This window comes from Pseudomonas sp. SWRI92, assembly GCF_014268685.1.
In the GTDB taxonomy this organism is placed as follows: Bacteria; Pseudomonadota; Gammaproteobacteria; order Pseudomonadales; family Pseudomonadaceae; genus Aquipseudomonas; species Aquipseudomonas marvdashtae.
Window position 1 is genome coordinate 12052 of sequence record NZ_JABWQY010000019.1, and the last position, 14273, is coordinate 26324.

A 14273-nucleotide genomic window follows, 5' to 3' on the forward strand; every position below is an offset into this window, starting at 1 on the left:
AAGTGGCAGGCATTGTCCCACATCCAGCCTGGTCGTGATGACTGCGAGGTTTAAATGTGGGAACGATACGGTAGGGAAAGTGACAGGCAGAAAAAAGGAGGCCTCCAGGGCCTCCTTCTTCCGTTGCGCGTCGCCGTTACAAGCTGGCAATTCGCGCGTGCTGCTCGCCCAATTTGCCCAGGGCCTGCTCAGCCTCGGCCAGTTTGGCTCGTTCCTTCTCGATGACATCAGCCGGAGCCTTGTCAACGAAGCCGGCGTTGGACAGCTTGCCGCCGACGCGTTGGACTTCGCCTTTGAGGCGCAGGATTTCCTTGTCCAGGCGCGCCAGTTCGGCGGCCTTGTCGATCAAGCCAGCCATCGGCACCAGCACTTCCATCTCGCCGACCAGAGCGGTGGCGGACAGCGGTGCTTCCTCGCCAGCCGCCAGCACGGTCACCGATTCGAGCTTCGCCAGTTTCTTGAGCAGCGCCTCGTTTTCGTTGAGACGACGCAGGTCTTCGGCGTTGGCGTTCTTCAAGAACAGGGTCAGCGGCTTGCCTGGGCCGATGTTCATTTCGGCGCGGATGTTGCGCAGGCCGAGCATGAAGGTCTTGAGCCACTCGATGTCGTCTTCGGCCGCCGGATCGATGCGGCTTTCGTTGGCCACCGGCCAAGGTTGCAGCATGATCGTCTTGCCTTGGGCGCCGGCCAGCGGTGCGACGCGCTGCCAGATTTCCTCGGTGATGAACGGCATGAACGGATGCGCCAGGCGCAGCGCCACTTCCAGTACCCGAACCAGGGTGCGACGGGTGCCGCGCTGGCGTTCAACCGGCGCGTTCTCGTCCCACAGCACGGGCTTGGACAGTTCCAGGTACCAGTCGCAGTACTGGTTCCAGATGAACTCGTAAAGCGCTTGTGCCGCCAGGTCGAAACGGAACTGATCCAGCTGACGGGTCACTTCGGCTTCGGTGCGTTGCAACTGGGAAATGATCCAGCGATCGGCCAAGGTCAGTTCAACGGCTTCGCCGTTCTGGCCACAGTCTTCGCCCTTGTCCAACACGTAGCGCGCGGCGTTCCAGATCTTGTTGCAGAAGTTGCGATAGCCCTCGACGCGGCCCATGTCGAACTTGATGTCGCGACCGGTGGACGCCAGCGAGCAGAAGGTGAAGCGCAGGGCATCGGTGCCATAGCTGGCGATGCCGTCGGCGAACTCTTCGCGGGTGGCCTTTTCGATCTTCTTCGCCAGTTTCGGCTGCATCAGGCCTGAAGTGCGTTTTTGCACCAGGGTTTCCAAGTCGATGCCGTCGATGATGTCCAGCGGATCCAGGACGTTGCCCTTGGACTTGGACATCTTCTGGCCCTGGCCGTCGCGCACCAGGCCGTGGACGTACACGGTCTTGAACGGTACCTGCGGCGTGCCGTCTTCGTTTTTGACCAAGTGCATGGTCAGCATGATCATCCGGGCGACCCAGAAGAAAATGATGTCGAAGCCGGTGACCAGTACATCGGTGGAATGGAATTTCTTCAGGAATTCGGTCTGCTGCGGCCAGCCCAAGGTCGAGAACGTCCACAAGCCGGAGCTGAACCAGGTATCGAGAACGTCGTTGTCCTGTTGCAGCGCAACGTCCGGGCCCAGGTTGTGCTTGGCGCGGACTTCGGCTTCATCGCGGCCGACATAAACCTTGCCCGACTCGTCGTACCAGGCCGGGATGCGATGGCCCCACCACAGCTGACGGCTGATGCACCAATCCTGGATGTCGCGCATCCACGAGAAGTACATGTTTTCGTATTGCTTGGGCACGAACTGGATGCGACCGTCTTCCACGGCGGCAATCGCCGGCTCGGCCAACGGTTTGGTGGACACGTACCATTGGTCGGTCAACCACGGCTCGATGATGGTGCCGGAACGGTCACCTTTCGGCACTTTCAGGGCGTGATCGTCGACGCTGACCAGCAGGCCGACGGCATCAAATGCGGCAACAATCTGCTTGCGCGCTTCAAAGCGGTCCAGACCGGCGTATTCGGCCGGGATCTGGCCGTCAATGCTTTCATTCAGTGTGCCGTCGAGGTTGAAGACCTGGGCCGCCGGCAAGACGTTGGCGTTCTTGTCGAAGATGTTCAGCAGCGGCAGGTTGTGGCGCTTGCCGACTTCGTAGTCGTTGAAATCGTGGGCCGGGGTGATTTTCACGCAGCCAGTGCCGAATTCAGGGTCGCAGTAATCGTCGCCGATGATCGGGATGCGACGGCCAACCAGGGGCAATTCGACAAACTTGCCGATCAGGGCCTGGTAGCGCTCATCGTTCGGGTTCACCGCCACGGCGGAGTCGCCCAGCATGGTTTCCGGACGGGTGGTGGCAACGATCAGGTAATCCTTGCCTTCGGCGGTCTTGGCGCCGTCGGCCAATGGGTACTTCAGGTTCCACAGGAAACCTTTCTCGTCGTGGTTCTCCACTTCGAGGTCGGAAATGGCCGTGTGCAACTTGGTGTCCCAGTTGACCAGGCGCTTGCCGCGATAGATCAGTCCGTCTTCGTGCAGGCGCACGAAGGCTTCCTTGACCGCTTCCGAAAGGCCGTCATCCATGGTGAAGCGCTCGCGGCTCCAATCCACGGACGAGCCGAGGCGACGGATCTGGCGGCTGATGTTGCCGCCGGACTCGTCTTTCCACTCCCAGACTTTCTCGAGGAATTTTTCGCGACCCAGGTCATGGCGATTCTGGCCTTGGGCTTCGAGGCGGCGCTCCACCAGCATCTGCGTGGCGATACCGGCGTGGTCGGTGCCCGGCTGCCACAAGGTGTTGCGACCTTGCATGCGGCGGAAACGGATCAGGGCGTCCATGATCGCATTGTTGAAGCCGTGGCCCATGTGCAGGCTGCCGGTGACGTTCGGCGGCGGGATCATGATGGTGTAGGAATCGCCCGCGCCTTGCGGAGCGAAATAATTCTCGGACTCCCAGGTGTTGTACCAGGAAGTTTCAATGGCGTGCGGCTGGTAGGTCTTATCCATGCGCGGCGGGACCCTATTGGCATTCATTCAGGAAAAGCCGGGAAGTATAGCGGGGCGAAGGACGCAGGGCGAGCCAGTACGCAGCGAGTGCGTATTTACAGGCGCAGCAAATCCCTCGCCACAAAAGCAACCGCAACCGGGTTGCCGGGTTATTCGTACTGGCTCAACAACCGCTCCATCCGCGCATCCAGCCGGCGCTTGATCTCGGTCTCGATGTGCGGGGCGAAATCGTCGATTACATCTTGCAGGATCAATTGCGCGGCCGCGCGCAATTCGCGGTCCAGGTGCAGCAGGGCATCCGGGCCTTTGGGCTCGGTCTGGGGCGCTGGCTTGGGTTCGGGCTGTCCATTGATCGGATCGAACAGCAGTGGGATCTGTTCGTCGTGCACTGGCTCATGCTCGACCGTATCGGTCAGCAGCGGTGGTTGCAGGTTGTCGTCACCGAGCAGTTGGCGGATCGACTCGAGGTCGTCCAGCAGGTGCGTGGGCTTTTGTGGCGATTTTGGAGTGTCCATCGTAGGGCTCAGAGTCGCTGTAAACGGTGGTCTTGCAGAGGATAGCCCTGTTCGCGGTAGAAGCGGAAACTCTCCCGCGCGGCTTGTCGGATGGCCGGGTCTTCCACCACCACTTCCGCCACGCGGGCGAAGCGCTGGGCGAAGGCCGGCACTTTCAGGTCGAGGTTGACCAGCAGGTCCTGATGCTGACCGCAGTCATCCCCCAGGCCCAGCACGATCAAGCCTTCAGGTTCGCTTTCGGCCGGGCCATGGGGCACGAAGCTCTCGCCTTTGAACGCCCAAAGGCGCGCATCGAGGTCGTCGCGCTGGGCAGCATCGCTGCAATGCAGGTAGATGCGATGGCCCATGCGCCAGGCCTTTTCAGTGAGCTTGCAGGCGAAATCCAGCCGCGCCGACGGATCGGCGCTGGGCAGGATATAGAAATCGACTTTGGTCATTGCGGTTCCTGATTCCCGATGCGCCACCTGAAGGCGACGCACCGGTGATCATTGGTGTCAGGCCTTGGCGCGGTCCAGCAGGTACTGGGTCAACAGGGGCACCGGACGGCCAGTGGCGCCCTTGTCCTTGCCGCCGCTGGTCCAGGCGGTGCCGGCGATGTCCAGGTGCGCCCAGTTCAGGTTCTTGGTGAAGCGCGACAGGAAGCACGCCGCGGTGATGGTCCCGGCTTTCGGGCCACCGATGTTGGCGATGTCGGCGAACGGGCTGTCCAGTTGTTCCTGGTATTCGTCGAACAGCGGCAATTGCCAGGCACGGTCGTCGGCTTGCTGGCCGGCGCTGAGCAGTTGGCCGATCAACTCGTCGTTGTTGCCCAGCAGGCCCGAGGTATGGGCGCCGAGGGCGACGACGCAGGCACCGGTCAGCGTGGCGATGTCGATCACCGCTTGTGGCTTGAAGCGCTCGGAGTAGGTGAGGGCGTCGCACAGCACCAGACGGCCTTCGGCGTCAGTGTTGAGGATTTCGACGGTCTGGCCGCTCATGGTGGTGACGATGTCGCCCGGACGCGAGGCCGTGCCGCTGGGCATGTTCTCGGCGCAGGCCAGGATGCACACCAGGTTGATCGGCAGTTGCAGTTCGAGCACGGCGCGCAGGGTGCCGAACACGCTCGCGGCGCCGCCCATGTCGTACTTCATTTCATCCATGCCGGCGCCCGGCTTGAGGCTGATGCCGCCGGTGTCGAAGGTAATGCCCTTGCCGACCAGTGCGTAAGGCTTCTCGGATTTCTTGCCGCCGTTGTATTGCATGACGATCAGGCGTGGCGGCTGGGCGCTGCCCTGGCCGACGGCATAGAACGAACCCATGCCCAGGTCCTTGATCTTCTTCTCATCGAAGACTTCGACCTTGAGGCCCTTGAATTCCTTGCCCAGCGCCTTGGCCTGTTCGCCCATGAAGGTCGGATGGCAGATATTCGGCGGCAGGTTGCCCAGGTCGCGAGTGAAGGCCATGCCATTGGCGATTGCGGTGGCGTGGGTCACGGCGCGCTGGACTTCAGCCTGGGCGGCCTTGATGGTCAGCAGGGTGATTTTCTTCAGGGCGCGGGGTTCGGCTTTCTGGCTCTTGAATTGGTCGAACTGGTATTCACCATCCACCAGGGTTTCGGCCAACAGGCGGTTCTTGCCGTAGCTGTCGCGGCCCTTGACCACCAGTTCGTCCAATGCCAATGCGGCATCGCCGCCGCCCAGGCTTTTGAGGGTGCCGAGCACGCCGGCGATGATCTTGCGGAACGGCCGGTCGCCCAGCTCAGCGTCCTTGCCCACGCCCACCAGCAGCACGCGTTCGGCCTTGAGGTTGGGCAGGCTGTGCAGCAACAGGCTCTGGCCGACCTTGCCAGCCAGGTCTCCGCGCTTGAGCACGGCGCTGATGGCGCCGCCGCTCAGGGCGTCGAGCTGGGTGGCGACTACGCCAAGCTTGCGGTTTTCACCAACGGCAACCACCAGCGTGGCAGTCTTCAACGTTTCTGGGCTGACGCTTTTTACAACCAGTTCCATGTCCGGATCCCTGAGTGAATGGTCAAGAGGCAGGCGCCGGGCAGTGGCGCGCTGAACAGCTGTCTTCTATATAAAAGAAGCGCCGGTGCATGCCGGCGACAAAGGCCGCAGTTTGAACCCCGGCGCCCGAGCCTGACAACCCTCGGCGTTGTTAACTTTTTGACGTTGAGGCGTCTGCATTAAAGCGTTCGCAGTGACAGGCGCCTCCAATCACAGGATAATGCGGCTCTTTTTTCGGCGGCTCGCTCGTATGGGCTGGCTCGATACGTGTCTTGTTTGGCCGCCTTAGCCTGACAATCCTGGAGTGTCTGGTTTGATCGTCTTCCGTTATTTATCCCGCGAAGTCCTGTTGACCCTGAGCGCTGTGAGCGCCGTGCTGCTGGTCATCATCATGAGCGGGCGTTTCATCAAGTACCTTGCCCAGGCGGCCTCCGGCGCCCTGGACCCAGGCTCGCTGTTCCTGATCATGGGGTTCCGCCTGCCGGGCTTTCTGCAATTGATCCTGCCGCTGGGGTTGTTCCTCGGCATCCTGCTGGCTTACGGTCGCCTGTACCTGGACAGTGAAATGACCGTGCTGTCGGCCACCGGCATGAGCCAGCAGCGTCTGTTTCGCATCACCCTGTTCCCGGCAACGCTGGTGGCGCTGGTGGTGGCCTGGCTGAGCCTGAGCCTCTCGCCCCAGGGCGCCAATCAGTTCCAGTTGCTGATCAACCAGCAGGACGCCATGACCGAATTCGACACCCTGGTGCCGGGGCGCTTCCAGGCCCTGCGCGACGGGACGCGTGTCACCTACACCGAGCAGCTCTCGGACGACCGGGTCAACCTGGGCGGGGTCTTCATTACGCAAAAGAACCTGTCATCGGATACCAAGAAGGATCGCGGCATCTCCGTACTGGTGGCCGAGAAGGGCCGCCAGGAAATCAACCCTGACGGCAACCGCTACCTGATCCTCGAAAATGGCTACCGCTATGACGGCAAGCCGGGGCAGGCCGACTACCGCGCCATCAAGTACGACACCTATGGCGTGCTGCTGCCCAAGCCCGAGGCCAGCGACGAAGTCACCGACCGTGATGCGATGCCTACGGCCAGCCTGCTGGGCAACGATGACATTCGGGCCCGCACCGAACTGCAGTGGCGCCTGTCGTTGCCATTGTTGGTGTTCATCGTGACGCTCATGGCGGTCCCGCTGTCGCGGGTCAATCCGCGCCAGGGCCGTTTCCTCAAGCTGCTGCCGGCGATTCTTTTGTATATGGCTTACCTGACCATCCTGATTTCCGCCCGCAGCGCCCTGGAGAAAGGCAAGATCCCGCCGGCCCTGGGCCTGTGGTGGGTGCATTCGATCTTCCTCGCCATTGGCCTGGGGTTGCTCTACTGGGAGCCGCTGCGCCTGAAACTGGCCAGTCGTCGCAGCGCGCTGGAGGTGGCCCGTGGTTAAACTCGACCGCTATATCGGCAGTAGCGTATTCATGGCGATCCTCGCTGTCCTGGGGATCATTCTCGGGCTGGCGACCTTGTTTGCCTTCATCGACGAAATGAGCGACGTCAGCGATACGTACACCCTGCTCGATGTCCTGAGCTACGTGTTGCTGACCGCGCCGCGCCGCTTGTACGACATGTTGCCGATGGCCGCGTTGATCGGCTGCTTGATCGGCCTGGGCAGCTTGGCAAGCAACAGCGAGCTGACCATCATGCGCGCCGCTGGTGTGTCCATCGGTCGGATCGTCTGGGCGGTGATGAAGCCGATGCTGGTGCTGATGCTGGTAGGTGTGCTGATCGGTGAATACGTCGCCCCGGCGACAGAGAACACCGCCCAGGCCAACCGTTCCCTGGCCCAGGGCGGCGGTGATGCGCAAAGCGCCAAACACGGCCTCTGGCACCGCCAGGGCGACGAATTCATCCATATCAACTCGGTCCAGCCCAACGGAACGCTGTATGGCGTGACGCGATATCGCTTCGATGACCAGCGTCACATGCTCTCGTCCAGCTTCGCCAAGCGCGCAAAATTTACCGAGGATCACTGGCAACTGACGGACGTCACCACCACCCTGTTCCATGACAAGCGCACCGAAGTGGTCACTGCCCCTGAGGAGCGTTGGGACGTGGCCCTGAGCCCGCAATTGCTCAGCACCGTGGTGATGGCGCCGGACTCCTTGTCGATTACCGGATTGTGGGGATATATCCACTATCTGGCGGACCAGGGCCTGAACAATGGTCGCTACTGGCTGGCTTTTTGGGTCAAGGTGTTGCAGCCGCTGGTGACTGCCGCCCTGGTACTGATGGCGATTTCCTTCATCTTCGGTCCGCTGCGTTCGGTGACCCTTGGCCAACGGGTATTCACCGGTGTGCTGGTGGGCTTCACCTTCCGCATCGCCCAGGATTTGCTGGGGCCATCGAGCCTGGTGTTCGGTTTCTCGCCGCTGTTCGCGGTGCTGGTGCCGGCCGGTGTCTGCGCGCTGGCCGGCCTCTGGCTGCTGCGCCGGGCCGGTTGACCGGCGCCCTTGTGGCAATGGCGCTTTTGTGGCGAGGGAGCTTGCTCCCGCTGGGTCGCGAAGCGGCCCTTGTTCTTATTCCACAAAAGCTCATCGACAGGCGAGCGTGACGCTTGCTCGATGGATCAGGTACAATTCCCGGCTATTTTTCCGCGGGCCATGCCTGCAGCCTTTTTGAGTGTTGATCCGTGAGTGATTTGAGTCATATCCGCAATTTCTCCATCATCGCCCACATTGACCATGGCAAGTCGACGCTGGCTGATCGGTTCATCCAGATGTGCGGCGGCCTGGCCGAGCGTGAAATGGAAGCCCAGGTCCTGGATTCCATGGACCTGGAGCGTGAGCGCGGGATCACCATCAAGGCCCACAGCGTTACCCTCTATTACAAGGCCAAAGACGGCATCACCTACCAGCTCAACTTCATCGACACCCCGGGCCACGTCGACTTCACCTATGAAGTCAGCCGGTCGCTGGCGGCCTGTGAAGGTGCATTGCTCGTGGTCGATGCCGGCCAGGGCGTCGAGGCCCAATCGGTTGCCAACTGCTACACGGCCATCGAGCAGGGTCTTGAGGTCATGCCGGTGCTTAACAAGATCGACCTGCCCCAGGCCGATCCGGACCGGGTAAAGGAAGAGATCGAAAAAATCATCGGCATCGATGCCACCGACGCGGTCACGTGCAGCGCCAAGACCGGCCTGGGCGTGGATGAAGTGCTCGAGCGCCTGGTCGCCACCATTCCCGCGCCGACCGGCAACATCGAAGATCCGCTGCAAGCGTTGATCATCGACTCCTGGTTCGACAACTACCTGGGCGTGGTTTCCCTGGTTCGCGTGCGCCATGGCCGCGTGAAGAAGGGCGACAAGATCCTGGTCAAGTCCACTGGCAAGATCCACCTGGTGGACAGCGTCGGTGTCTTCAACCCGAAACACTCCGCCACCGTCGACCTGAAGGCCGGTGAAGTGGGCTTCATCATTGCCGGCATCAAGGACATCCATGGGGCGCCGGTCGGCGACACCCTGACCTTGAGCTCCACTCCCGACGTCGATGTGCTGCCAGGTTTCAAGCGCATCCAGCCGCAGGTCTATGCCGGCCTGTTTCCGGTCAGTTCCGACGACTTCGAGGATTTCCGCGAAGCCCTGCAAAAGCTGACCTTGAACGACTCGTCCCTGCAGTACACCCCGGAAAGCTCCGACGCCCTGGGCTTCGGTTTCCGTTGCGGGTTCCTGGGCATGCTGCACATGGAAATCATCCAGGAGCGCCTGGAGCGCGAGTATGACCTGGACCTGATCACCACGGCGCCAACGGTAATCTTCGAGCTGCTGCTCAAGAGCGGCGAGACGATCTACGTCGATAACCCGTCCAAGCTGCCGGACCTGTCGGCCATCGAGGATATGCGCGAGCCGATCGTGCGCGCCAACATCCTTGTGCCTCAGGAGCACCTGGGCAACGTCATTACCCTGTGCATTGAAAAGCGTGGCGTGCAGCACGACATGCTGTTCCTCGGAACGCAGGTCCAGGTGACCTACGACCTGCCGATGAACGAAGTGGTGCTGGACTTCTTCGATCGCCTGAAATCCACCAGCCGCGGCTATGCTTCGCTGGACTATCATTTCGATCGCTACCAATCGGCTAATCTGGTGAAGCTGGATGTGCTGATCAACGGCGAGAAAGTCGATGCCCTGGCATTGATCGTGCACCGTGACAACGCGCACTACAAAGGTCGCGCGTTGACCGAGAAGATGAAGGAACTGATTCCGCGGCAGATGTTCGACGTGGCAATCCAGGCCGCCATTGGCGGGCAGATTGTGGCGCGCACAACCGTCAAGGCGCTCAGAAAGAACGTATTGGCCAAATGCTACGGCGGTGACGTTAGCCGTAAGCGCAAGCTGTTGGAAAAGCAGAAGGCCGGTAAAAAACGCATGAAGCAGGTCGGCAACGTGGAAATTCCACAGGAAGCCTTCCTTGCGGTGCTCAGGTTGGATAGTTAGGTCCTATGTCGCTAAATTTCCCGCTGTTGCTGGTTATCGCCGTGTTCGTCTGCGGCTTGTTGGCGTTGCTTGATCTGTTGTTCCTGGCGCCTCGGCGCCGGGCCGCGATTGCCTCTTATCAGGGCAGCGTCAGCCAGCCTGATGGCGTGGTCATCGAAAAGCTCAACAAGGAACCGCTGCTGGTCGAATACGGCAAGTCGTTCTTCCCGGTGCTGTTCATCGTGCTCGTGCTGCGCTCGTTCCTGGTGGAACCGTTCCAGATTCCGTCCGGTTCGATGAAGCCGACCCTGGACGTGGGTGATTTCATCCTGGTGAACAAGTTCTCCTATGGAATCCGGCTGCCGGTGATCGACAAGAAGGTCATCGAGATCGGCGACCCGCAACGCGGCGATGTCATGGTGTTTCGCTTCCCGAGCGACCCTAACGTCAACTACATCAAGCGTGTGGTCGGCCTGCCGGGCGACAAGATCCGCTACACCGCCGACAAGCGCCTGTTTGTCAACGGCGAGCTGGTGGCGGAGCAGTTGATCGGTTCCGAACCGGGCACCCTGGGCAGCGCCGAGCTGTACAAGGAAAAACTCGGCGAAGCCGAACACCTGATCCGCAAGGAAATGAGCCGCTACCGCGCCACGCCGGACCATTCGTGGACCGTGCCGGCAGGGCACTATTTCATGATGGGCGACAACCGCGACAACTCCAACGACAGCCGGTATTGGGATGATCCGAACATTCCCAAGGACATGCTGGGCATGGTCCCCGACCGCAATATCGTCGGCAAGGCCTTTGCGGTCTGGATGAGCTGGCCGGAACCCAAACTCAGTCACCTGCCGAATTTCTCGCGGGTTGGCCTGATCAAGTAATCACACACGGCGCTGTTGAACACAGCGCCGAATGCATTTCTGGAGCCTGCACAAGGTTGCCCGAAGCATGAAGCCAACGATAGTCAGGACGTCATTTTTGAACACAGCGTTAATTGTCCCAAGCCAACGGCGCCTCGCCGCCGTGGCGGTGGAATCCAGCCACGAACTCAGCGTGGGTAAACCGTGAGCGTTTCTCTAAGCCGTCTCGAGCGCCAGCTCGGCTACACTTTCAAGGATCAGGAACTGATGCTCCTGGCCCTCACTCACCGCAGTTTTGCCGGGCGTAACAATGAACGCCTGGAATTCCTTGGCGATGCCATTCTCAATTTCGTGGCCGGCGAGGCCTTGTTCGAGCGCTTTCCCCTGGCTCGCGAAGGCCAGTTGTCGCGTTTGCGTGCACGATTGGTGAAAGGTGAGACCCTGGCGGTACTCGCCCGCGGTTTCGACCTGGGCGAATACTTGCGCTTGGGCTCGGGTGAATTGAAAAGTGGCGGTTTCCGTCGCGAGTCGATCCTGGCCGACGCCCTGGAGGCATTGATCGGGGCGATTTACCTGGACGCGGGCATGGAAATGGCACGTGAGCGTGTGCTGGCCTGGCTGACTTCCGAGATCGACAGCTTGACGCTGGTGGACACCAACAAGGATCCGAAGACCCGCTTGCAGGAATTCCTGCAATCGCGCAGCTGCGATCTGCCGCGCTACGAAGTGGTGGATATCCAGGGTGAGCCGCATTGCCGAACCTTCTTCGTCGAATGCGAAGTGGTCTTATTGAATGAAAAAAGCCGGGGCCAGGGTGTGAGTCGTCGTATTGCCGAACAGGTAGCGGCCGCCGCAGCACTGATCGCCTTGGGCGTGGAGAATGGCAATGACTGATACAACCGTCACCCGCTGCGGCTATGTTGCCATTGTCGGACGGCCGAACGTGGGCAAGTCCACGTTGCTGAACCACATCCTCGGCCAGAAACTGGCGATCACCTCGCGCAAGCCGCAAACCACTCGCCACAACATGCTCGGCATAAAGACCGAGGGCGCCGTCCAAGCGATCTACGTCGATACGCCCGGCATGCACAAGGGCGGCGAAAAGGCCCTGAACCGTTATATGAACAAGACCGCCTCGGCGGCGTTGAAAGACGTCGACGTGGTGATCTTCGTGGTCGACCGGACCAAGTGGACCGATGAAGACCAGATGGTCCTCGAGCGCGTCCAGTATGTGACCGGCCCTTTGATCGTCGCGCTGAACAAGACCGACCGCATCGAAGACAAAGCCGAGCTGATGCCGCACTTGAGCTGGCTGCAAGAGCAGCTGCCAAACGCCCAGATCATCCCGATTTCCGCCCAGCACGGCCATAACCTTGACGCGCTGGAGCGGGTGATTGCCGAACACTTGCCGGAAAATGATCACTTCTTCCCTGAAGACCAGATCACCGACCGCAGCAGCCGTTTCCTCGCCGCCGAACTGGTGCGCGAGAAAATCATGCGCCAGATGGGCGCCGAGCTCCCGTACCAGATCACGGTCGAGATTGAAGAATTCAAGCAGCAAGGGAAGACCTTGCATATTCATGCCTTGATCCTCGTCGAACGTGACGGCCAGAAGAAAATCATCATTGGCGACAAGGGCGAGCGTATCAAGCGCATCGGCACCGAGGCGCGCAAGGACATGGAGCTGCTGTTCGACTCCAAGATCATGCTCAACCTCTGGGTCAAGGTGAAGGGCGGCTGGTCCGATGACGAGCGTGCTCTGCGTTCATTGGGTTACGGCGACCTTTAACCGACCGGTTCTGTGCGAGCGGGCTCTTGTGGCGAGGGAGCAAGCTCCCTTCGCCACAAGATCTGTTCATCCATTGATATCTTATTGATATTCAGGCCCCCGATGTCCCCCAACCAACCCCTCGCCCAATCCGCCTATGTCCTGCACTCGCGCGCCTACCGCGAAAGCAGCGCCCTGGTGGATTTCCTCACGCCACAAGGGCGGTTGCGGGCGGTGTTGCGTGGGGCGCGGGGCAAGGCCGGGACGCTGGCGCGGCCGTTCGTGCCGCTGGAAGTCGAATTCCGCGGGCGGGGCGAGTTGAAAAACGTCGGGCGCATGGAAAGTAATGGCGTGGCGGCCTGGCTCAACGGCGAGGCGCTGTTCAGTGGCTTGTACCTTAACGAGTTGCTGATTCGCCTGCTGCCGGCCGAAGATCCCCATCCCGCCGTTTTCGACCACTACGCCGCCACGCTGCAAGCCTTGGCCGAGGGTCGCCCGCTGGAACCGCTGCTGCGTTCATTCGAGTGGCGCCTGCTGGACGACCTGGGCTACGGTTTTTCCCTGGACACCGACCTGCACGGCCAGCCCATCGCCGCGGACGGTCTGTACCGCTTGCAAGTGGACGCGGGCCTGGAGCAGGTCTATCAATTGCAGCCCGGCCTGTTCAATGGCGTTGAGTTGCTGGCGATGGCCGAGGCCGACTGGACCGCACCGGGTGCTTTGGCGGCGGCAAAGCGTTTGATGCGCCAAGCCTTGGCGGTTCATTTGGGTGGTCGGCCGCTGGTCAGTCGCGAGCTGTTTCGCAAGCCCTGATCTACCCGTATGCTGTGGGCCGAATCTCTGTCCATTCAGGAGCGCTTTTCGTGAGCACCAGCAATCGCATTCTTCTCGGCGTGAACATCGACCATGTCGCCACCCTGCGCCAGGCCCGTGGTACGCGCTACCCGGATCCGGTCAAGGCCGCATTGGACGCCGAAGAGGCGGGTGCCGACGGCATCACCGTGCATCTGCGCGAAGACCGTCGCCATATCCAGGAGCGCGACGTGCTGCTGCTAAAGGATGTGCTGCAAACCCGCATGAACTTCGAAATGGGCGTGACCGAAGAGATGATGGCGTTCGCCGAGCGCATCCGCCCGGCACATATCTGCCTGGTACCGGAAACGCGCCAGGAACTGACCACCGAAGGCGGCCTGGACGTCGCGGGGCAGGAGTCGCGGATCAGCCTGGCGGTGGAGCGGCTGTCGAAGATCGGTGCCGAAGTCTCGCTGTTCATCGACGCCGACGAGCGGCAGATCGAGGCCTCCAAGCGTGTCGGCGCACCGGCCATCGAGTTGCATACCGGTCGTTATGCCGATGCCGAAACGCCGACGGACGTGGCCGATGAGCTGCAACGGATCGCCGATGGCGTCACCTTTGGCCTGGCCCAAGGGTTGATCGTCAATGCCGGCCATGGCCTGCACTACCATAACGTCGAAGCCGTCGCGGCCATCAAAGGCATCAACGAGCTGAACATCGGCCACGCCTTGGTGGCTCATGCGATGTTTGTCGGGTTCAAGTCGGCTGTGTCTGAAATGAAAGCGCTGATCCTGGCCGCCGCCAAGTCCTGACGGCAGCCACAAAACCTAATGTGGCTGCTCATTTGAGCTTGCAAATTCTATTGTGGCGAGGGGATTTATCCCCGCTGGGGCGCGAAGCGGCCCCAAGAC

General features: G+C 61.0%; 12 protein-coding genes. 8 read left to right on the plus strand and 4 right to left on the minus strand.

Annotated elements, in window-relative coordinates; genetic code table 11:
• Nucleotides 1-136: 136 nt before the first annotated feature.
• The 4 genes from HU762_RS22940 to HU762_RS22955 all read right to left on the minus strand — a co-directional run bounded on the left by HU762_RS22940 (nt 137) and on the right by HU762_RS22955 (nt 5483).
• Complete coding sequence (locus HU762_RS22940; RefSeq protein WP_186640876.1) at nt 137-2983, minus strand: valine--tRNA ligase; 2847 nt, start codon at nt 2981-2983, stop codon at nt 137-139.
• A 149-nt stretch (nt 2984-3132) separates the two neighbouring features.
• Nucleotides 3133-3498 (minus strand): DNA polymerase III subunit chi, encoded by a 366-nt coding sequence (locus HU762_RS22945; protein ID WP_186640878.1) that lies wholly within the window; start codon nt 3496-3498, stop codon nt 3133-3135.
• Nucleotides 3499-3506: 8 nt separating this feature from the next.
• On the minus strand, nt 3507-3935 hold the full coding sequence (locus HU762_RS22950; protein WP_123417111.1) for a DNA polymerase III subunit chi: 429 nt from the start codon (nt 3933-3935) through the stop codon (nt 3507-3509).
• A 57-nt stretch (nt 3936-3992) separates the two neighbouring features.
• Nucleotides 3993-5483 (minus strand): leucyl aminopeptidase, encoded by a 1491-nt coding sequence (locus HU762_RS22955; protein ID WP_186640881.1) that lies wholly within the window; start codon nt 5481-5483, stop codon nt 3993-3995.
• A 313-nt stretch (nt 5484-5796) separates the two neighbouring features.
• On the opposite strand from HU762_RS22955, the gene lptF reads away from it, so the two are divergent.
• From lptF to pdxJ, 8 genes are all read left to right on the plus strand, one after another.
• Nucleotides 5797-6918, plus strand: coding sequence for an LPS export ABC transporter permease LptF (gene lptF, locus HU762_RS22960; RefSeq protein WP_186640883.1), 1122 nt, complete (start codon nt 5797-5799; stop codon nt 6916-6918).
• Nucleotides 6911-7972, plus strand: coding sequence for an LPS export ABC transporter permease LptG (gene lptG / locus HU762_RS22965; protein ID WP_186640885.1), 1062 nt, complete (start codon nt 6911-6913; stop codon nt 7970-7972). The genes lptF and lptG overlap by 8 nt, the downstream gene beginning before the upstream one ends.
• Before the next feature lie 188 nt (nt 7973-8160).
• Nucleotides 8161-9960: a translation elongation factor 4 gene (gene lepA / locus HU762_RS22970; protein WP_186640887.1), complete on the plus strand. Its 1800-nt coding sequence runs from the start codon at nt 8161-8163 to the stop codon at nt 9958-9960.
• A gap of 5 nt (nt 9961-9965) precedes the next feature.
• Nucleotides 9966-10820 carry a signal peptidase I gene (gene lepB / locus HU762_RS22975; protein ID WP_186610936.1) on the plus strand — a complete coding sequence of 285 codons (855 nt, stop codon included), beginning with the start codon at nt 9966-9968 and terminating at the stop codon, nt 10818-10820.
• Nucleotides 10821-11003: 183 nt separating this feature from the next.
• Nucleotides 11004-11693 carry a ribonuclease III gene (rnc, locus tag HU762_RS22980; RefSeq protein WP_186610935.1) on the plus strand — a complete coding sequence of 230 codons (690 nt, stop codon included), beginning with the start codon at nt 11004-11006 and terminating at the stop codon, nt 11691-11693.
• Nucleotides 11686-12588: a GTPase Era gene (era, locus tag HU762_RS22985; RefSeq protein WP_063324534.1), complete on the plus strand. Its 903-nt coding sequence runs from the start codon at nt 11686-11688 to the stop codon at nt 12586-12588. Before rnc ends, era begins: the two co-directional genes overlap by 8 nt.
• Before the next feature lie 102 nt (nt 12589-12690).
• Nucleotides 12691-13380, plus strand: a complete 690-nt coding sequence (gene recO / locus HU762_RS22990; RefSeq protein ID WP_186640889.1) for a DNA repair protein RecO — start codon at nt 12691-12693, stop codon at nt 13378-13380.
• A 50-nt stretch (nt 13381-13430) separates the two neighbouring features.
• Nucleotides 13431-14174 carry a pyridoxine 5'-phosphate synthase gene (pdxJ, locus tag HU762_RS22995; protein WP_186640891.1) on the plus strand — a complete coding sequence of 248 codons (744 nt, stop codon included), beginning with the start codon at nt 13431-13433 and terminating at the stop codon, nt 14172-14174.
• The last annotated feature ends 99 nt before the right edge of the window (nt 14175-14273 follow it).

What these genes read in the sequence shown, in the direction of transcription:
- HU762_RS22955 (WP_186640881.1), bottom strand. Translation starts at nt 5,483, where the DNA reads ATGGAACTGGTTGTAAAAAGCGTCAGCCCAGAAACGTTGAAGACTGCC.
- HU762_RS22950 (WP_123417111.1), bottom strand. Translation starts at nt 3,935, where the DNA reads ATGACCAAAGTCGATTTCTATATCCTGCCCAGCGCCGATCCGTCGGCG.
- lepB (WP_186610936.1), top strand. Translation starts at nt 9,966, where the DNA reads ATGTCGCTAAATTTCCCGCTGTTGCTGGTTATCGCCGTGTTCGTCTGC.
- recO (WP_186640889.1), top strand. Translation starts at nt 12,691, where the DNA reads ATGTCCCCCAACCAACCCCTCGCCCAATCCGCCTATGTCCTGCACTCG.
- HU762_RS22945 (WP_186640878.1), bottom strand. Translation starts at nt 3,498, where the DNA reads ATGGACACTCCAAAATCGCCACAAAAGCCCACGCACCTGCTGGACGAC.
- era (WP_063324534.1), top strand. Translation starts at nt 11,686, where the DNA reads ATGACTGATACAACCGTCACCCGCTGCGGCTATGTTGCCATTGTCGGA.
- HU762_RS22940 (WP_186640876.1), bottom strand. Translation starts at nt 2,983, where the DNA reads ATGGATAAGACCTACCAGCCGCACGCCATTGAAACTTCCTGGTACAAC.